Source organism: Pseudomonas sp. B21-028 (assembly GCF_024749045.1).
GTDB lineage: Bacteria > Pseudomonadota > Gammaproteobacteria > Pseudomonadales > Pseudomonadaceae > Aquipseudomonas.
Genome location: NZ_CP087184.1, coordinates 5,498,551 through 5,518,007, shown reverse-complemented (window position 1 = coordinate 5,518,007; position 19,457 = coordinate 5,498,551). Strand labels below are relative to the sequence as shown.

The 19,457-nt window shown below is 62.3% G+C and carries 16 protein-coding genes; 2 read left to right on the top strand and 14 right to left on the bottom strand.

All coding sequences use genetic code 11. The features are described from left to right. Positions 1 to 31: 31 nt before the first annotated feature. The 13 genes from LOY35_RS23845 to dksA all read right to left on the bottom strand — a co-directional run bounded on the left by LOY35_RS23845 (position 32) and on the right by dksA (position 16,907). Entirely contained in the window at positions 32 to 1,048 is a 1,017-nt protein-coding gene (locus LOY35_RS23845; protein ID WP_258627872.1) for a class I SAM-dependent rRNA methyltransferase, read from the bottom strand. Positions 1,049 to 1,265: 217 nt separating this feature from the next. Beyond that, positions 1,266 to 3,206, bottom strand: a complete 1,941-nt coding sequence (gene acs, locus LOY35_RS23840; protein ID WP_258627869.1) for an acetate--CoA ligase — start codon at positions 3,204 to 3,206, stop codon at positions 1,266 to 1,268. A 191-nt stretch (positions 3,207 to 3,397) separates the two neighbouring features. Further along, positions 3,398 to 5,062 carry a glucose-6-phosphate isomerase gene (gene pgi / locus LOY35_RS23835; protein ID WP_258627867.1) on the bottom strand — a complete coding sequence of 555 codons (1,665 nt, stop codon included), beginning with the start codon at positions 5,060 to 5,062 and terminating at the stop codon, positions 3,398 to 3,400. 351 nt (positions 5,063 to 5,413) lie between these two features. Next, positions 5,414 to 5,794 (bottom strand): aspartate 1-decarboxylase, encoded by a 381-nt coding sequence (gene panD, locus LOY35_RS23830; RefSeq protein WP_007963888.1) that lies wholly within the window; start codon positions 5,792 to 5,794, stop codon positions 5,414 to 5,416. 203 nt (positions 5,795 to 5,997) lie between these two features. Further along, positions 5,998 to 6,855 (bottom strand): pantoate--beta-alanine ligase, encoded by an 858-nt coding sequence (panC, locus tag LOY35_RS23825; RefSeq protein WP_258627862.1) that lies wholly within the window; start codon positions 6,853 to 6,855, stop codon positions 5,998 to 6,000. Then, the gene (panB, locus tag LOY35_RS23820) at positions 6,852 to 7,652 is read right to left on the bottom strand and encodes a 3-methyl-2-oxobutanoate hydroxymethyltransferase (protein WP_024779591.1); all 801 of its coding nucleotides are present in this window, start codon (positions 7,650 to 7,652) and stop codon (positions 6,852 to 6,854) included. The genes panC and panB overlap by 4 nt, the downstream gene beginning before the upstream one ends. 365 nt (positions 7,653 to 8,017) lie before the next feature. After that, on the bottom strand, positions 8,018 to 8,503 hold the full coding sequence (folK, locus tag LOY35_RS23815; RefSeq protein WP_258627858.1) for a 2-amino-4-hydroxy-6-hydroxymethyldihydropteridine diphosphokinase: 486 nt from the start codon (positions 8,501 to 8,503) through the stop codon (positions 8,018 to 8,020). A gap of 3 nt (positions 8,504 to 8,506) precedes the next feature. Continuing rightward, the gene (locus LOY35_RS23810; protein WP_139649759.1) at positions 8,507 to 9,904 is read right to left on the bottom strand and encodes a polynucleotide adenylyltransferase PcnB; all 1,398 of its coding nucleotides are present in this window, start codon (positions 9,902 to 9,904) and stop codon (positions 8,507 to 8,509) included. Positions 9,905 to 10,718: 814 nt separating this feature from the next. Then, positions 10,719 to 12,152 carry a sigma-54 dependent transcriptional regulator gene (locus LOY35_RS23805; protein WP_258627856.1) on the bottom strand — a complete coding sequence of 478 codons (1,434 nt, stop codon included), beginning with the start codon at positions 12,150 to 12,152 and terminating at the stop codon, positions 10,719 to 10,721. Between the two features lie 22 nt (positions 12,153 to 12,174). Further along, entirely contained in the window at positions 12,175 to 15,129 is a 2,955-nt protein-coding gene (locus LOY35_RS23800) for a sensor histidine kinase (protein WP_258627854.1), read from the bottom strand. Then, positions 15,113 to 15,289: a hypothetical protein gene (locus LOY35_RS23795; protein WP_003176118.1), complete on the bottom strand. Its 177-nt coding sequence runs from the start codon at positions 15,287 to 15,289 to the stop codon at positions 15,113 to 15,115. Before LOY35_RS23795 ends, LOY35_RS23800 begins: the two co-directional genes overlap by 17 nt. A 77-nt stretch (positions 15,290 to 15,366) precedes the next feature. Further along, positions 15,367 to 16,257 (bottom strand): tRNA glutamyl-Q(34) synthetase GluQRS, encoded by an 891-nt coding sequence (gluQRS, locus tag LOY35_RS23790; RefSeq protein ID WP_258627852.1) that lies wholly within the window; start codon positions 16,255 to 16,257, stop codon positions 15,367 to 15,369. A 206-nt stretch (positions 16,258 to 16,463) separates the two neighbouring features. Beyond that, positions 16,464 to 16,907 (bottom strand): RNA polymerase-binding protein DksA, encoded by a 444-nt coding sequence (gene dksA, locus LOY35_RS23785; protein ID WP_024779597.1) that lies wholly within the window; start codon positions 16,905 to 16,907, stop codon positions 16,464 to 16,466. Positions 16,908 to 17,249: 342 nt separating this feature from the next. Between dksA and LOY35_RS23780 the strand changes: the two genes are divergently transcribed. Both LOY35_RS23780 and sfsA read left to right on the top strand, forming a co-directional pair. Beyond that, complete coding sequence (locus LOY35_RS23780) at positions 17,250 to 18,422, top strand: pyridoxal phosphate-dependent aminotransferase (RefSeq protein WP_144929979.1); 1,173 nt, start codon at positions 17,250 to 17,252, stop codon at positions 18,420 to 18,422. Next, positions 18,422 to 19,177 (top strand): DNA/RNA nuclease SfsA, encoded by a 756-nt coding sequence (sfsA, locus tag LOY35_RS23775; protein WP_258627847.1) that lies wholly within the window; start codon positions 18,422 to 18,424, stop codon positions 19,175 to 19,177. Before LOY35_RS23780 ends, sfsA begins: the two co-directional genes overlap by 1 nt. On the opposite strand, the gene LOY35_RS23770 is transcribed toward sfsA, so the two are convergent. Beyond that, positions 19,133 to 19,450: a Rieske (2Fe-2S) protein gene (locus LOY35_RS23770; RefSeq protein ID WP_258627844.1), complete on the bottom strand. Its 318-nt coding sequence runs from the start codon at positions 19,448 to 19,450 to the stop codon at positions 19,133 to 19,135. The two genes, sfsA and LOY35_RS23770, sit on opposite strands and share 45 nt — an antisense overlap. Positions 19,451 to 19,457: the final 7 nt, after the last annotated feature.

The following is a 19,457-nucleotide window of genomic DNA, read 5'->3' as shown; positions in this document are numbered from 1 at the left end:
CCGTTTTTTCCGTAGGAGTCCTGAGGTTGGCTCAGAACTGCAGGATCAGTGTCTTGAGCGGGGGATTGCGGTCCATGGAGGGAAAATCCTCACCGGGCGTCAGCACGCTCCATTCGCGCACCGGCCGGCCGGCTTTTTCCGCACAGCGCAGCACCTGTTCGCGCCAGTCGTCCATGGATACCTTCGCCAGGTTGTTGCAACAGATCAGCACGCCATTGTCGGCGGTGGCGAGCAGCGCCGGCTTGAGCAGGCTCTGGTAGTCCCGCAACAGGTCGACGGTGCTGAAGGCGCTCTTGGCCCAGGCCGGCGGGTCGAGCAGCACCAGGTCGTACTGGCGTTGTTCCAGGCGTACATAACTGGGGAGTTTCTGTCCGCGCCGTTGGCTGATGGGCAGGCCTGCCAGCTGGCGGATCGCCGGGAAGTAGTCCGACTGCACGAACTCCATGGGCAATAACGCGGGGTTGAGCAGGCCATTCTCGCGTCCCACCGCCAGGTTGCCTTCGGCGAAGTCCAGATTACACACCTCCCGCGCGCCGCCAGCCGCGGCACTCAGGCCAACGCCGCAGGTATAGGCGAACAGGTTCAGCACGCTTTTGTCGCGGCTGTGTTCCTTGACCCAGCCCCGGGCATTGCGCAGGTCGAGAAACAGCAGCGGATCCTGCCCGGCATGACGTCCACGCACCCGATAATTCAAGCCCCATTCATGGCCGACCAGGTCTTGCAGGGCGGCTTCTTCGGCCTGATAAACCGTGTCCTGGCGGTCGATCCGCGAGTTGCCCCGGGCGCGGTCGTTGTAGACCAGCAGGGTGTCGAGGCCCAGGGCTTCGTTGACGATGCCGTGCAGCTGCAACAAGGCATCGCGCTCCAGCGACTGATGAAAGCTCTGCACGAGCAATTGCGGGCCGTAGCGGTCGACGGTCAGGCCGGGTGCGCCTTCCTGGCTGCCATGGAACAGGCGATAGCAATCGGTGCCTTGCTGGTGCAACTGGCTGAGCAGGTCCTGACGCTGGTCGAGGGCGGCGCGCAGCGCCTGATTCAAGGAAGACATGCCAAGCGCGCCTTAAGGAAATGAGGCGCGGGAGTTTAGCAGTTATGAACATTGCATGCGGCGAAGAGCCGAGCCCCGTGGCGAGGGGATCTATCCCCGCTGGGCTGCGCAGCAGCCCCAACGCCAGGCACCGCGGTGTAGCAGGTAAACCGCGGCAGCCGGCTTTACGACTGCTGCGCAGCCGGACGGGGATAAATCCCCTCGCCACAGGGGAGTGTTACGACTGATTCAGGCGCTTGTCGATCAGCCCCTCCACCACGCTTGGATCGGCCAGGGTCGAGGTATCGCCGAGACTGTCGAGTTCGTTGCAGGCGATCTTGCGCAGGATGCGCCGCATGATCTTGCCCGAGCGGGTCTTGGGCAGTGCCGGCGCCCACTGGATCAGCTCCGGTTTGGCGAAGCTGCCGATTTCCTTGCTGACCAGGGCCAGCAACTCCTTCTTCAGATCGTCACTGGCTTCTACACCGTTCATGGGCGTGACAAAGGCATAGATGCCCTGGCCCTTGAGGTCGTGGGGGTAACCGACGACCGCCGCTTCGGCGATGCTGTCGTGCAGCACCAGGGCGCTTTCCACCTCGGCGGTGCCGATGCGGTGGCCGGAGACATTGATCACGTCATCGATGCGTCCGGTAATCCAGTAATCGCCGTCCTCGTCACGGCGGGCGCCGTCGCCGGTGAAGTAATAGCCGGGGTAGGGCTTGAAGTAGGTGTCGACCATGCGTTGATGATCGCCGTAGACGCTGCGGATCTGTCCCGGCCAGCTGGATTTGATTGCCAGTACGCCGCTGCCGGGGCCGCTGATTTCCTTGCCCGTTTCATCCAGCAATACCGGTTGCACGCCGAACATCGGGCGGGTGGCGCAGCCCGGCTTGAGTCGCTGGACGCTTACCAGCGGGCTGAGCATGATGCCGCCGGTTTCGGTCTGCCACCAGGTATCGACAATCGGGCAACGCTGCTCGCCCACCGCGTTGAAATACCATTCCCAGGCTTCCGGGTTGATCGGCTCACCGACACTGCCGAGCAAGCGCAGGCTTTTGCGCGACGTGGCTTGTAATGGTCCGGCACCTTCACGCATCAATGCACGCAGGGCGGTGGGGGCGGTGTAGAAGATGTTGACCTGGTGCTTGTCGATCACCCGCCAGAACCGCGAGCTGTCGGGATGGCTGGGGACGCCTTCGAAGATCAGCGTGGTAGCGCCGTTGGCCAGCGGGCCGTAGACGATGTAGCTGTGACCGGTGACCCAGCCGACATCGGCGGTGCACCAGAACACTTCGTTGTCGCGATAGTCCAGCACGTACTTGAAGGTCATGGCCGCCTGCAGCAGATAGCCGCCGGTGGTGTGCAGCACGCCTTTGGGTTTGCCGGTGCTGCCGGAGGTGTAGAGGATGAACAGTGGATCTTCGGCGTCCATCGGTTCGGGCGGGCAGTCGTCGCTGGCGTCGTGCATGGCCTGGTGATACCAGAGGTCGCGGCCTTCGACCCAGCTCACTTCGGCCTGGGTTCGCTCGACCACCAGGACCGTGCTGACGTTCGGGCAGCTTTCCAGGGCTTTGTCGACGTTACGCTTGAGCGGGACGAAGCGCCCGCCGCGCACGCCTTCGTCGGCGGTGATCACGGTGCGGCAATCGGCATCGAGAATCCGGTCACGCAACGAGTCCGGCGAAAACCCGCCGAACACCACCGAATGCACCGCGCCGATGCGGGTGCAGGCGAGCATGGCGTAGGCCGCTTCCGGGATCATCGGCATATAGATGCAGACCCGGTCACCTTTCTTCACACCACGGCTTTTCAGCACATTGGCCAGGCGGCACACGTGATTGTGGAGTTTTCGATAGGTGATTTCCGCCGATTCGGCGGGGTTGTCGCCTTCCCAGATGATTGCCGTCTGGTTGCCGCGCTTTTCGAGATGCCGGTCAATGCAATTGGCGCTGACATTCAGCTTGCCGCCCGCGAACCAGGTGGCATCGCCGTTCTTGAGGTCATAGCGCTGGACGGTTTGCCAGGGCTTCATCCAGTCGAGAAACCGGGTGGCCTGTTCAGCCCAGAAGGTGCTGGGGTGTTCGATGGATTCTTTGTAGAGCCGCTGGTATTCGTCCTGACTCAGTTGCGCAGCCCGGCGGACGGCATCGGCTTGGGGGTACTGGCTGATATCGAACATGACGGTTCCCTATTCTTGTTTTTGCGACAAGTCATAAAGATGCGCCGAGTAGCCGGAGGGTTCAAGTCATGCACAAACGACTGTGGGAGCGAGCCTGCTCGCGATGGCGGCGTGTCAGTCGACATTGATGTCAACTTATCCACCGCTATCGCGAGCAGGCTCGCTCCCACAGGGGTAGTGCGCCGTTTGGATCAGCCGCGATGACGTCCACGGAAGTAGTTGATCAGGCCCTGGGTCGAAGCGTCTTCGGCCGCGCTTTCTACGCTGCCCACCAGACGGTTGTAGACCCCCTTGCCCAGTTCCTTGCCCAGCTCCACGCCCCATTGGTCGAAGGCGTTGATGCCCCAGACCACGCTTTGTACGAACACTTTATGTTCGTACAGCGCCACCAATGCGCCAAGACGCCGTGGGCTGATACGTTCCACCACCAAGGTGTTGCTCGGACGGTTGCCCGGGATGACCTTGTGAGAGGCGAGTTTCTGCACGTCCTCCTCACTGGCGCCCTTGTCCCGCAGCTCGGCTTCGGCCTCGGCGCGGGTCTTGCCGAGCATCAGTGCCTGGCTTTGTGACAGGCAGTTGGCGTACAGCCACTGGTGATGATCGGAAACCGGGTTGAAGCTGACGACCGGCACGATGAAGTCGGCCGGGATCAATTGGGTGCCCTGGTGCAGCAACTGATGGTAGGCGTGCTGGCCGTTGCAGCCGACGCCGCCCCAGATCACCGGGCCGGTGTCGGTGGACACCGGAGTACCGTCCTGGCGCACGCTCTTGCCGTTGGATTCCATGTCCAGTTGCTGCAAGTGCTTGGTGATGTTGCGCAGGTAATGGTCGTACGGCAGGATCGCGTGGCTTTGCGCGCCCCAGAAATTGCCGTACCACACGCCCAGCAAGGCCAGCAGCACCGGCATGTTCTGTTCGAACGGCGCACTCTGGAAATGCTGATCCATGGAATAGGCGCCGGACAGCAGTTCCTTGAAGTTCGACATGCCGATGGCGAGGGCGATCGGCAGGCCGATGGCCGACCACAGCGAGTAACGCCCGCCGACCCAGTCCCACATCGGGAAGATGTTTTCTTCGCGGATGCCGAAGGCCACGGCGGCGGCGTTGTTGCTCGATACGGCGATGAAGTGGCGATACAGTTCCGCTTCGGAGCCGCCCTGGGCGAGGTACCAGGCGCGGGCGGCCTGGGCGTTCTTCAGGGTTTCGAGGGTGTTGAAGGATTTCGACGAGACGATGAACAGTGTGGTCTCGGCGCGCAGTTTCATGGTCAGCTCGTGGAACTCGCTGCCGTCGATGTTCGCCAGGTAGTGACAGCGGACGCCTTTTTGCGCGTAGGACAACAGGGCTTCGGAGACCAGTTCCGGGCCGAGGAACGAACCACCGATACCGATGTTCACCACGTCGGTGATCGGCTTCTCGGTGTAGCCGCGCCACAGGCCATCGTGAATGCGGCCCACCAGGTCGGTGATCTGGTTCAGCACTTTGTGCACATCCGGCATCACATTGACGCCGTTCACCAGCAAGCGGTCGCCCACCGGCCGACGCAGGGCGGTGTGCAGGGCGGGGCGGTTTTCGGAGGCGTTGATGATTTCGCCTTCGAACAGCGCCTTGATCGCGCCCTTGAGGTCGACTTCATTGGCCAGGCCCACCAGCAGGTCGCGGGTCTGGGCGGTGATCAGGTTTTTTGAATAATCGAGAAACAGGCCACAGCTCGACAGGGTGAATTGGTTGAAACGCTGCGGATCGGCATTGAACGCTTCGCGCATGCTGAAATCCTGCATGGCCTTGCGGTGGTCATTCAGCGCCTGCCAGGCGGGCAGGGCGGTCACGTCATGAGGGTTTCGGTAGTACGCCATCGCTGCGGGTTTCCTTTTACTTGAACGACCTTTTGTACACTAAAAATTCCGGCATGGCCCATGGTGGACGTCCGGACACCTGCGTCGACACGATCTGCGGGCGCAGGGCGACTACAGTAAACCTCGCGTTGCGATCTGTCTTGGCTTTGTCAGACCGGTTCCCGGTACTTTTTTATACAACGGGGCTGGGAAGGGGCCGACAGACGGGAGGACGAAGCATTCTTTTGGAGACAAGAGTTACTCACTGTGGGAGCGAGCCTGCTCGCGATTGCGGTGTGTCAGTCGCCAGCAACACCAACTGAATTACCGTAATCGCGAGCAGGCTCGCTCCCACAAGGGGCATGGCGCGGATCAGGCAACCTGCACCGGAATGGCGTTGCTGGTGTGGCTCAGTTCATTGCCCGGCGCCATGTACAGCATGCGCGGTTTGAAGTTGACCAGCTCGGCTTCGCTGTAGTGGGCGTAGGCGCAGATGATGACGCGGTCCCCTACCTTGGCCTTGTGGGCCGCGGCACCGTTGACCGAGATCATCCGCGAACCTTCTTCGCCACGGATGGCGTAGGTGGTGAAACGCTCGCCGTTGTCGACGTTGTAGATCTGGATCTGCTCGTATTCACGGATCCCCGACAGGTCCAGCCACTCCCCATCGATGGCACAGGAGCCTTCGTAGTCGAGCACGGCGTGAGTGACTTCGGCGCGGTGCAGCTTGGCCTTGAGCATGATGGCGTGCATGGTTTTCTCCTCTGGTCGGGTCCGAACGGCGGGCAGTTTGCCCGAAGGCTGCCGAGGCGGCAATGGCTCCACCATCCCCTGTGGGTGAGCCCGTGGGAGCAAAGCTTGCTCGCGATACAGTCACCTCGGTTCCAGGGCCGACCGCGTTAACTTCATCGCGGGCAAGCCTTGCTCCCACAGTTTGTTCCACAGAGGGGATGGTGTCAGGCGGCGTCGAGATCCAGGTGCAGATTGTCGATCAGTCGCGTGGTGCCGAGGAACGCGGCGACCAGGATCACCAGGTCGCGATCTTCAGGCATGGCCGGGCGCAAGGTCCGGGCCTGGCGGATCTCCAGGTAATCGGGGCGCATACCGGCGGCTTCGAGTTGCTTGAGCTGCTCGGCAACCAGGGCCGGGAAGTCCCGTTGCCCCTGTCGGATCGCCTCGGCAATGCTGTTGAGGCTGCGGTAGACCACCGGCGCCACGGCGCGTTGTTCAGGGCTGAGGAAACCATTGCGCGACGACAGCGCCAGGCCATCTTCGGCGCGGACGGTCGGCTCGCCAATGATCTGGATCGGCATGTTCAGGTCGTGGACCAGTGCGCGGATCACCGCCAGTTGCTGGAAGTCCTTCTGGCCGAACACCGCAAGGTCGGGCTGGACCATGTTGAACAGCTTGCTGACCACCGTCGCCACGCCCTCGAAGTGCCCCGGCCGGCTGGCGCCGCACAGGCCTTCGGACAATTGCGGCACGCTGACCCGGGTTTGCCCGGTCATGCCGTCGGGGTACATCTCTTCGACGGACGGGGCGAACAGCAGATGGCAGCCGGCCTGGAGCAGCTTTTCCTGGTCGGCTGCGAGGGTGCGGGGGTATTTGTCCAGGTCTTCGCCGGCGCCGAACTGCAGCGGGTTGACGAAAATGCTCGTCACCACGAAGTCGGCTCGCTGCGCCGCTTTGGTAACCAGCGCCACGTGGCCACTGTGGAGGTTGCCCATGGTCGGCACGAAGGCGATGCGTTTGCCTTCGCTGCGGGCGCGGGCCACGGCGGCCCGCAGTTCACGTACGGTCTTGACGGTGTTCATGCAGAGAATCCGTGTTCGGCGCCAGGGAAGGTGGTCGCTTTGACTTCAGCCACGTAGGCGCTCAGGGCGGCCTGGATGCTGGGTTGCCCGGTCATGAAGTTCTTCACGAACTTCGGTGCGCGGCCCGTGAGCGAGAGCCCGAGCATGTCGTGCAGCACCAGCACCTGGCCATCGGTGGCATTGCCGGCACCAATCCCGATGACCGGAATCTTCACCGCCTGGGTGATTTCCTCGGCCAGCTCGCTGGGCACGCATTCGAGCAACAGCATCGCCGCCCCGGCCTGCTCCAGCGCGATGGCATCGGCGCGCATCTGCCGCGCCTGGTTTTCATTGCGGCCCTGGACCTTGTAGCCACCGAGCACATTGACCGCCTGGGGTGTCAGGCCCAGGTGCGCACACACCGGGATGCCACGCTCGGCCAGCAACCGGATCGACTCGGCCAGCCACAACGCACCTTCGACTTTCACCATGTGGGCACCGGCCTGCATCAGCAAGGCGCTGTTGGTCATGGTCTGTTCGAGGGTGGCGTAGGCCATGAATGGCAGGTCGGCGAGGATCAGCGCATCGGTGTTACCGCGCTTGACGCAGGCCACGTGGTAGGCCATGTCAGCAGTGGTCGCCGGCAACGTACTGTCGTGGCCCTGCAACACCATGCCGAGGGAATCGCCCACCAGGAGCACTTCGACACCGGCCTCGTTGCAGGCGTGGGCGAAGGTTGCGTCATAGCAGGTCAGCATGGCGATTTTTTCGCCTTTCTGCTTGAGACCTTGCAGCGTGGTCAGGGTAATAGCTGGCATGAAAAAGTCCTCATTAGGCGCTCGTGAACTACTGCGAGTAACGCGCATGATTCGTCATTTATACAGGCGCACCCTCTATGCGTGGTGCTTGTAAGGCCTGGATTGCGCCCTTCAATGCCGCGTTGGCGGCAACGGGACGCCTATAGTCGTGAGGAGCACCGGGGAAGTCAATTGGATGTGTTACCGGCGGGTGTTACCGGGGTTACTGATGCGTTTCAGCCGTGGGGGGCGCCTGAAATGTGACTGTCCGGTACTGGGCCCTGTGGGAGCGAGCCTGCTCGCGATAGCGGTGTATCAGTCGACATTCATATTGACTGGCCCACCGCTATCGCGAGCAGGCTCGCTCCCACAGGGGATTGTTTTCGTCAGATGGGCGGCAGGCGTTCCAGGCCGGCGAATGGACACGCGGCCAGCAGGTCCGGGAGCAGGCGCCCGTCAGCCAGGCGCAGGTCGGCGGGGGCCAGCTCCGCCAGCGGGTACAACACGAAGGCCCGGGCGTGCATGTGGTAGTGGGGAACCTTGAGCCGAGGTTCGTCGATCAGCCGATCGCCGTACAGCAGAATGTCCAGGTCCAGGGTGCGCGGACCCCAGCGTTCCAGGCGTTCACGGCCCTGGCCGGTTTCGATGGCTTGCAGCGCATCGAGCAGCTCCAGCGGCGCCAGTTGGCTGTCCAGCGCCGCCACGGCATTGGTGTAGCGTGGTTGGCCGGGCAGCAGTGAATCGCTTTGATAGAACGCCGAGACGCCGATGAATCGGCTGTCGGGCAGATTTGCCAGTGCCCGGAGGGCGCTGCGCAGTTGTGCCTCGGGTTCGGCCAGGTTGCTCCCCATGCCGATGTAGATGCGTTCCATCGATTACTCGCCCGACGCGCTCGGCACACCGGCCCGCTTACGCTTGGCGCCGCTGCTGCGACGACGCTTGCGTGGGCCGCTGGCGCCGTCTTCCTTGCCGCTGAGCTCGCGAATCATCTCGCGGCGCTCGCTGTCATTGGCGTCCTGGTAATCGGTCCACCACTCGCCCAGGCCATCGGTCTGCTCGCCGGCGCTTTCACGCAGCAGCAGGAAGTCGTAGCCGGCGCGGAAGCGCGGGTTGTCGAGCAGCAGGTCGGCGCGCTTGCCGCTGCGACGGGGCAGGCGTTCCTGCATGTCCCAGATCTCGCGGATCGGCATGGTGAAGCGCTTCGGAATCGCGATGCGCTGGCACTGTTCGGCGATCAACTCGTGGGCAGCTTCCTGCATGGCCGGGATCGGCGGCATGCCACGGTCTTGCAGGCGCAATACCCGGGCCGGCAGGGCTGGCCAGAGCAGGGCGGCGAACAGGAAGGCCGGGGTCACCGGTTTGTTCTGCTTGATACGCAGGTCGGTGTTGATCAGCGCTTCGCTGATCAGGGTGTGGGTGTAGGTCGGGTTGTGCTCCAGCGCCTCGGCACTGGCCGGGAACAGCGGATCGAACAGTTGCAGGTCCACCAGCATCTCGAAGGTGTCCGCCGCGTTGCCCGACAGGAACAGCTTGAGCACTTCCTCGAACAGCCGCGCCGAAGGGATTTCCCGCAGCATCGGTGCCAGGTCGCGAATTGGCGCGGCACTATGTTTTTCGATGCCGAAGTTCAGCTTGGCGGCGAAACGCACGGCCCGCAGCATCCGTACCGGGTCTTCCTGGTAACGCTGCTTGGGATCGCCGATCAGGCGGATCAGATGATTGCGGATGTCGTGTACGCCGTTGGCGTAATCGAGGATGCGTTCGCTGACCGGATCGTAATACAGGGCGTTGATGGTGAAGTCGCGGCGTTGCGCGTCTTCTTCCAGCGTGCCGTAGACGTTATCCCGCAGGATGCGCCCGCTCTCGTTGCGGGAAGACTGGTTGCTATCTTCCTCTTCATCGTTTTGCGGGTGGTTGGCGCGGAACGTCGCCACTTCGATGATTTCGCGGCCGAAGTGGATGTGGACGAGCTTGAAGCGCCGGCCAATGATCCGTGCGTTGCGGAACTCGGCCCGGACCTGTTCCGGCGTGGCGCTGGTGGCTACGTCGAAATCCTTGGGTGTGATGTTGAGCAGCATGTCGCGCACGCATCCGCCGACCAGGTAAGCCTGGTAGCCGGCGTTCTGCAGGCGTTCGACGATGTTCACCGCATACCGGCTGAACTGGGCCTTCTGCAATGAGTGCTGGCCGCTGTTGAGCACTTCAGGCGTGCTGCGGATGTGTTGCGTACGACGCAAGGGAGAACGGAGTGACTGGAACAGCTTCTTCAGCATGGGATGCACTGTTTGAAGGAATGTTCGGCCAAAAACGAAGAATGACCGCATGATGGGCGGGGATTCTAGCATTTAGTCTGGGGATCGTGTAGGACGCAGCAGATTTGAGCTGCAAGCTTTAAGCGGCAAGCCTTGTAGGCTTCGGAGGGCGGAACGTCAGAAACCACAAGGGGAGCCGAAGCTCCCCCAGAATTAGTTGCGTGCTCTGTTTTTATTATTGGTTTCGGGCTTCTTGTTTTTGTTGAGTGCCCACGCCACGAGGTTTTCCCTGCGTGGCCCTCCCAATCGGGAGCCAAGAGCAAACGGATTGCTTTGGTCGCTGTGTTGCAGTGATCAATCGATCCAACCAGTTCAGGCACCTGTCTTGAGACAGTTTTTATTGTTCTCGGCCTGGTTGTGGGGCAAGCCCCAAATACAACGCCTCTCCAAAAGAATCAGTTAGCTGCGCCTCTCGCCGTCTTGTTTTTATTGTGCGTGAGTCGATTCGTCTTATTTTTATTGTCTTGTGCATTGCTTGTTATTGTTCTTGTACCAAAGCTATAGCAGGGTGCGTGCCAACTTTTGCGAGACCCAGCGAAACCGGGGGTTCTAAGGTTATGCCGCTTTTTTCGAGGCGAAAAAAAGCCGGGATTTCGTTACCGTAAACCCCGGCTTCTGTTACGTGAAAAAGCTTGGGTAACAGTTTTTTCACATTTATTGCGTTACGACCTTGTACCCCTGCGGGAGCGAGCCTGCTCGCGATTGCGGTGTGCCAGCCACCCTGAATGCAAGCTGATGCACCGTCATCGCGAGCAGGCTCGCTCCCACAATGTCCTCAGCTTTCGCTGGCCACGCCGGTCTTGCGACGTGGTATCCCCAAGCGCTGGCGACGTTCCCACAGGCACTTGCGGCTCACCCCCAGCTTGCGTGCCAGTTCGGTCTCGGTCATGTGGTCCTGATGTTCCAGGACGAAATGCTGGAAGTAGTCTTCCAGAGACAGGTCCTCGGTAGGCTCGTGGCTGGTGTTGTTGGCAGTGCCCCCCTGTTGAGGGGCCAGGCCGATGAACTCTTCATCGTCGAGACCACTGAGTTCGACGTCGATCCCCAGCAGGTCGGCGGAGATTTCCGGGCTTTCGCACAGAATCACTGCCCGCTCCACCGCGTTTTCCAGCTCCCGGACGTTACCCGGCCAGGCGTAATGACGAATGGCCTGTTCTGCGTCGGGGGCGAACTTCAGGTCGGTGCGGTTGACCCGCGCGCTCTGGCGGGCGAGGAAGGCATTGGCGATTTCGTTGACGTCCGCCCCCCGTTCGCGCAGGGCCGGCAGTTTCAGCGCGATGACGTGCAGGCGGTAGTACAAGTCCTCACGGAACTGGCCGATTTTCGCCAGGCTCTTGAGGTCACGGTGGGTCGCGGCGATCAGGCGTACGTCGACCTTCTGCGACTGCACCGAGCCGACCCGACGGATTTCGCCTTCCTGAAGGACCCGCAGCAGCCGTGCCTGGGCCTCCAGCGGCAGTTCGCCGATTTCGTCGAGGAACAGCGTGCCACCGTCCGCGGCTTCCACCAGCCCGGCGCGACCGGCGCTGGCTCCGGTGAAGGCGCCTTTCTCATGACCGAACAGCTCTGACTCGATCAGGCTTTCCGGAATCGCCGCGCAGTTCACCGAGATCATCGGCGCCTTGGCCCGACGGGACAGGTTATGCAGGGCTCGGGCCACCAGTTCCTTGCCGGTCCCGGACTCGCCCTGGATCAGCACGTTGGAGTCGGTTGGCGCCACCTTACGGATCTTGACGTACAGATCCTGCATGGGAGGGCAGGAGCCGATGATGCCGATTTCGCCGTTATTGTTGCCGGCGGCGCCTTTCGTGGCCGTGGTTTTACCGTTCGTCGGCTCCACCGGGTTGCCGGTCGCCGTCTGTCGGTCACGCAGGATACGGGCCACGGCCTGGAGCATCTCGTCGTGGTCGAACGGCTTGGCGATGTAGTCCACCGCGCCCATTTTCATGGAGTCGACCGCCGAGCGCAGGCTGGCGTAGCTGGTCATGATCAGCACCGGTGTGCCCTGGCCGAGCTTGATCAGCTCGGTACCGGGGGCGCCGGGCAGGCGCAAGTCGCTGACGATGAGGTCAAAGGTTGGGATGCTGAATCGTTCTTGTGCTTCCTGCACGGAACCGGCTTCGCTGACCTGGTACTGGTTGCGTTCCAGCAGGCGGCGCAAGGCGGAGCGGATAATTGTTTCGTCTTCGACGATCAAAATGTGCGGCATTGATTCGATTCTCTCGACGGTCTCAGTTCACAGCGGACGTCGCTTCGACATGACGCGGTAATGTCACCCGTATACGGGTGCCGCGTTGGCCTTGTACATCGGCCGGGCTGTCGATGGTGATTTGTCCATAATGCTCTTCAACGATGGAATAGACCAGTGCAAGGCCCAGTCCGGTGCCTTCGCCAGGATCCTTGGTGGTGAAGAAGGGTTCGAACAATCGATCCATGATGTTCTGTGGGATACCGCTGCCTTCGTCTTCGACGATCAGATCGATCGTGTGTTCGCTGGCTTCGCTCTTGACCCGCACGGCGCTGCCGGCCGGTGAGGCGTCGCGGGCGTTGGAGAGCAGGTTGATCAGGACCTGGGCAAGCCGCTGGGGATCGCCGTCGACCCAATGATCCGGGTCGCACAGGTTAAAGAATTGCACTTCGAAATTGCGCCGGTTCAGGGCCAGCAGCCCAATGGCATCCTGTGCCACTTCGGCCAGGCAGACGGGCTCGTCGTTGTGCTGGTGCCCGCCGGCATGGGCGAAACTCATCAGCGACTGCACGATACGCGATACGCGTCGGGTCTGTTCGAGAATCTGGCTGCTGATTTCCGTCAGTTCGCCATCTTCCTCGCGCTCTTCGCGCAGGTTCTGCGCCAGGCAGGCGATGCCGGTGATCGGGTTGCCAATTTCGTGGGCCACCCCGGCTGCCAGCCGGCCGATGCTCGCCAGTCGTTCGGAGTGGACGAGTTTGTCTTCGAGCATCTGGGTGTCGGTCAGGTCTTCCACCAGCAGCACCAGGCCGCTGTTGCCCGGTGCAAGCGGCTCATCGATGGCCGCCTTGTGCAGGTTCAGCCAGCGGGTCTGGCCATCGAGGGCCAGGTGCTGCTTGTGCAGGTGCTCGTCCGGCAAGTCGATGAAACCTTGCAACAAACCTTTCCATGGCTCGCCCAGGGTGCTCAGGCGGGAACCGACCACGCGCTGGGCGGCGATTCCGGTCAGTTCTTCCATGGCCTTGTTCCACATCAGGATTTCCTGGTCCTTGGCCAGGGAACACACGCCCATCGGCAGTTCCTGCAGGGTCTGGCGATGATAGCGGCGCAGGGCATCCAGCTCGGCGGCCAGGCCGGTGAGGCGCGAGTGGTAATCCTCGAGACGGCTTTCGATGAAATGGATGTCCTCGGTGACGTAGTTTTCGCCGCCGGCCTTGTAGGGCAGGAACGTCTCGACCATATCCTGGGCCACGCTGGGGCCCATCAGGCCGGACAGGTTGGCTTCGATCCGGTCCCGCAGCCGACGCAGGGCATAGGGGCGACGCTCATCGAAAGGCAGGTAAAGGTCCCTCAGGGCCTGTTCGACTTCCTTTTGCGCGGCCTTCGCCCCCAGGGGCTTGGCCAGTTGCGTGGCGAACTCCTGAGGCGAGGCGGCGTGCAGTTCACGGCGTTGCGGGCGGCGAACGTTGTCCACTGCGCAGGCTTCGGCGGCGCTGGCCTCTTCGCTGCTGGCGTTGGTGAACAGCGAGATCAGGGTGAACATCAGCACGTTCGCCGCCAGCGACGCGATGGCCGCCATGTGCCAACTGGTGTCGTCGAGCACATAGATCATGTTCAGCAACGGGATATAGAAGCCCTGCAGGTTGCCCAGCAGCGGCAACAGCATGGCAACCAGCCAGACCAGGATGCCCGCCAGCAGGCCGGCGATAAAGCCACGGCGGTTGGCGGTTGGCCAGTACAGTACCGACAGCACGCCCGGCAGGAACTGCAAGGTGGCAACGAAGGCGACAATCCCCAGGTTGGCCAGATCCTGGCCATCGCCCAGCATCAGGTAGAAGCCGTAGCCGGCCATGATGATCGCGACGATCAGTGCCCGCCGGGTCCATTTCAGCCAGCGGTAGATATTGCCCTCGGCCGGTGGCTGGTAGAGCGGCAGCACCAGATGGTTGAGGGCCATGCCCGACAGCGCCAGAGTGGTCACGATGATCAGGCCGCTGGCCGCCGACAGGCCGCCGATATAGGCCAGCAGGGCCAGGGCCCGGTTGTTGGCGGCGATGCCGATGCCGAGGGTGAAGTATTCGGGGTTGGTGCTGGCCCCCAGCTTCAACCCGGCCCACAGGATCAGCGGCACCGCCAGGCTCATCAGCAGCAGGAACAGCGGCAGGCCCCAGCTCGCGCTCACCAGTGAGCGCGGGTTGAGGTTTTCGGTAAAGGTCATGTGGTACATGTGCGGCATCACGATCGCCGACGCGAAGAACACCAGCAACAGCGTGCGCCACGGGCCTTCCTGCAACGGCGTGTGCAGGGCCGCGAGGGCGGTCTGGTTCTGCAGCAGCCACAGTTCAAGCTGTTGCGGGCCGTTGAACACACCGTAAAGCGCATAGAGACCGACACTGCCGATGGCGATCAGCTTGATCACCGACTCGAAGGCGATGGCGAACACCAGGCCCTCGTGTTTTTCCCGGGTGGCGATGTGTCGGGAACCGAAGAAAATGGTGAACAGGATGATCAGGACACAGAAGCTCAGGGCCACCCGATGCTGCACCGGCTCGTGGGTCAGGATGCTGATGGAGTCGGCCACGGCCTGCATCTGCAGAGCCAGCAACGGCAATACGCCCACCAGCATGAAGATCGTGGTCAGCGCACCGGCCCAGGTGCTGCGAAAACGAAAGGCGAACAGGTCGGCCAGGGATGACAGCTGGTAGGTGCGGGTGATTTTCAGGATCGGGTAGAGCAACACCGGCGCCAGCAGGAAGGCTCCCGATACACCCAGGTAACTGGACAGGAAGCCATAGCCATACTGGTAGGCCAGCCCGACCGTACCGTAGAAGGCCCACGCACTGGCATAGACGCCCAGCGACAGGGTGTAGGTCAGCGGGTGGCGGATGATCGCCCGGGGGATCATGCCCCGTTCACTGATCCAGGCTACGCCGAACAGCACTGCCAGGTAGGCCGCGCTGATCAGGATCATCTGGGTCAGGCTAAAGCTCATCGGCATCTTTTTGGCTCTGCAGGATGAAGGTCACGACGATCAGGATCAGCCAGAGCAGATACGGCCGATACCAGGCACCCGTGGCATCGATCCACCAATCCATGATGGCCGGGGAGAACAGATAAATCCCCACTACCAGGAGCAGGACCAAGCGATAGATGTACATCCCGGCCTCTCTTTTTTAAGCGCGTGCCCGAAAACGTGCGGCGATGGTAACGGATGGGCGCCAAGCTGCAAGGGCCGTCAACGTATTTGCGCCTCGGGCAGGGTCATTGTGCGCGGGATCCTTGCCGCATCCCAGTGGCGAACACCCCAGGCCAGCAGCTCCCGAGGGCTGGCATCGACCAGTTCGACGCCCGGCTCCTGGCCCAGTGCCCGCAAGGCCCTGCACAGCAACGGCGTGGCCTGGCCGGCCGCCAAGGGTGGCGAACGGTAGGATTTGCCCAGCTTGTGTCCGTCCGGTTGGGTGATCAACGGTACATGCAGGTAACGCGGTTGCGGCAGCCCCAGCAGCTCCTGCAGATAGAGTTGGCGTGGCGTGGAGTCCAGCAGGTCGGCGCCGCGCACGACATCGGTGACTCCTTGCCAGGCGTCGTCCAGCACCACGGCCAGTTGATAGGCATAGAGCCCGTCGCGGCGACGGATGACGAAATCGCCGACCTCGCGGCCCAGATGCTGGCGGAACTCGCCTTGTACCCGGTCGATGAAGTGGTACTCGAGCTCGGGAACGCGCAGGCGGATGGCGGCGTCTTCGGTGCCGTGCCCGGCGTTTCGGCACAATCCCGGATACACACCCTGATACGCTTCCAGCTGTTTGCGCGAACAAGTGCAGGCATAAGCCAGGCCCTGGCTGAACAGCCTGTTGATGACCTGATCGTAGACCTCATGGCGCTCGCTCTGGCGGACCATCTCGCCGTCCCATTCGAAGCCGTAGCTTTCCAGGGCCTTGAGAATCGCCACTTGCGCGCCGGGTTCCTCCCGGGGCGGATCGAGGTCTTCCATGCGCAGCAGCCAGCGCCCGCCAGCAGCCCGGGCGTCCAGGTACGACGCCAGTGCAGCGACCAGCGAACCGAAATGCAGATGCCCGCTGGGGGTGGGGGCGAAGCGTCCGATGTAGGGAGAGGTGGCAGTCATAGGGAAATAATAGTGGAGGAACACTGCCCCCTGTGGGAGCGAGCCTGCTCGCGATAGCGGTATGCCTGCCACCGCAGAGGTGACTGATCTGGCGCTATCGCGAGCAGGCTCGCTCCCACAAGGGGTTCATGGGTTCTAATTGACCTGATGCAAACAAAAAACGGAGCGTATGAACGCTCCGTTTTTTCGGTGACAGCCCAGGCAAATTACTTGCCGACCTGTTTTTCCTTGATTTCCGCCAGGGTCTTGCAGTCGATGCACAAGTCAGCCGTCGGGCGGGCTTCCAGGCGGCGGATGCCGATCTCGATGCCGCAGGACTCACACCAGCCGTATTCTTCGTCTTCGATCAGTTGCAACGTCTTGTCGATTTTCTTGATCAGCTTGCGTTCACGGTCACGTGCACGCAGTTCCAGGCTGAATTCTTCTTCCTGACTGGCACGGTCGGCCGGGTCGGGGAAGTTGGCCGCTTCGTCTTTCATGTGATCCACGGTGCGATCGACTTCCTGCATCAAGTCCTGTTTCCACTTGTTCAGGATCTTGGTGAAGTGCGCGCGCATGGGGGCGCCCATGTACTCTTCGCCCGCTTTAGGGACATAAGGCTCAAACCCGCTGAGCGACTGATTTTGATTTTGCTTTGCTTGGGTGGGCATGAATGGACCGCCTCTACTCTTGTAATCCACTACGCAGGATTGCTCCATCACCGACACCTGCCGGCCCTGCGGCTGCAAGCGGGCGAACTTACCAGATCGAATCGGGCCGCGCCACTCCCGGTTGTCGAGCCTGCGGCGGGCGGGGCCTCGCAAGGCATGGCCGGGTTCGGTCCGGTGAAGAGGTCATCCTGCTCAATGCTTGATTCTAGTCAAGCCTGGGCCAATCGCCGGAGTCATTTCCTGCGATCCGGGGGCTATAGGCTTGCGCTCGTTCCCGCAGTTGTTTCTGACTTGGGCTGAGAGTTGGGTAGAATCGGTTCTTTTTTACGCGAAGGAAGGCTAATGGCTCAGCCCTACAGTGCGCGCAGTCGCGCTATCGAACCTTTCCATGTGATGGCGTTGCTGGCCCGTGCCAATGAGTTGCAGGCTGCCGGACACGACGTCATCCATCTGGAGATCGGCGAGCCGGATTTCACCACGGCCGAGCCGATCATCCAGGCCGGCCAGGCCGCGCTGGCGGCGGGCAAGACCCGGTACACCGCCGCCCGCGGCATCCCCGAACTGCGTGAAGCCATCGCCGGTTTCTATGGACAGCGCTACGGGGTGAGTATCGACCCCCGACGTATCCTGATCACGCCGGGCGGGTCCGGGGCGTTGCTGCTGGCCAGCGCCTTGCTGGTGGACCCGGGCAAACACTGGCTACTCGCCGACCCGGGCTACCCCTGCAACCGTCACTTCCTGCGTTTGGTGGAGGGCGCGGCGCAACTGGTGCCGGTGGGGCCGGAGGTGCGTTACCAGTTGACCCCCGAGCTGGTGAACCGGCATTGGGACCAGGACAGCGTCGGTGCGTTGGTGGCGTCCCCGGCCAACCCGACCGGGACGCTGCTTTCCCGGGACGAGCTGGCCGGGCTGTCAAAGGCAATCAAGGCCCGTAATGGCCATCTGGTGGTGGATGAGATCTATCACGGCCTGACCTATGGCACCGAGGCCGCCAGCGTGCTGGAAGTCGACGACGATGCCTTCGTCCTGAATAGTTTTTCCAAGTATTTCGGCATGACCGGCTGGCGACTGGGCTGGCTGGTGGCGCCTTCGGCCGCCGTCAGCGAGTTGGAGAAACTTGCGCAGAACCTCTACATCAGTGCGCCGAGCATGGCCCAGTACGCGGCCCTGGCCTGTTTCGAGCCGGCGACCATCGAGATCTTCGAGCAGCGACGGGCCGAATTCGCGCTACGCCGCGACTTCTTGCTACCGGCCTTGCGTGAACTGGGTTTCGGCATTGCGGTCGAGCCGGAAGGCGCGTTCTACCTCTATGCCGATATCCGCGCATTCGGTGGCGATGCCTTTGCCTTCTGCCAGCACTTCCTGGAAACCGAACACGTGGCGTTCACCCCCGGCCTGGACTTCGGCCGCCATCAGGCCGGGCACCATGTGCGCTTCGCCTACACCCAGAGCCTGCCGCGGCTACAGGAAGCGGTGGAGCGAATCGCGCGTGGACTGCGGAGCTGGCAAGGCTGATGCGCTTTTCTCCCGCTTTGGAAGAGGGTCGACTGATTCGGCGCTACAAGCGTTTCCTTGCCGATATCGAAACCCTTGATGGCGAACAGCTGACTATCCACTGTCCCAATACTGGCTCGATGCTCAATTGCATGGCCGAAGGCGCACGGGTCTGGTTCAGTCGCTCCAGCGATCCCAAGCGCAAGCTGCCCGGGACCTGGGAAGTCGGCGAAACCCCTCAGGGACGGCTGGCCTGCATCAATACCGGGCGGGCCAATGGCTTGATCGAGGAGGCGTTGCGCGCCGGTGTGATCAGCGAGCTCAATGGCTTCATCGGGTTGAAGCGGGAAGTGGCCTACGGCGTGGAGAACAGTCGTATCGATTTTCGCCTCGACTACGAGCACGGCTCGGCCTGGGTCGAAGTCAAGAGCGTTACGTTAGGGTTCGATGGCACGAACATCGCCGCATTTCCCGATGCCGTGACCCAGCGCGGCGCCAAGCACCTGAGGGAGCTGGCCTGTCTGGCCCGCGAAGGTGTGCGTGCGGTGCAGCTGTATTGCGTGAACCTGAGTGGCATCGAGGCGGTGCGCCCGGCCGAGGAAATCGATCCGGGCTATGCGGCTGCCTTGCGCGAAGCGGCAGCGGCGGGTGTGCAGGTGCTGGCCTACGGGGTCACGCTGACGCCCGAGCAGATGTGGGTGGATCGTGCGCTGCCGGTGCTGCTCGAGCCGTTACAGCTTGACCCAGATGCCTTGCGCGTCCTCCCGGCTGTCTAGCGCCGCCAGGAACTGACCGGCACAAGGACCGGCCACGCATTCGCCGCTTTCGATCAGAAACAGCGCGCCGTGGGTGGCGCACTGGATCAGGCTGGCACTGGCGTCGAGGAACCGGTCGGGTTGCCATTCCAGCGGGACGCCTCGGTGCGGACAGCGGTTGAGATACACGTGGACCTGACCCGCGCGCCGTACTGCCAGCACTTTGCGCCCCTCGATATCGAAACCGCGACTGTCGTTGTCAGGCAGTTCGGCGTTGGTGCACAGAAATTTCATGTGAGTC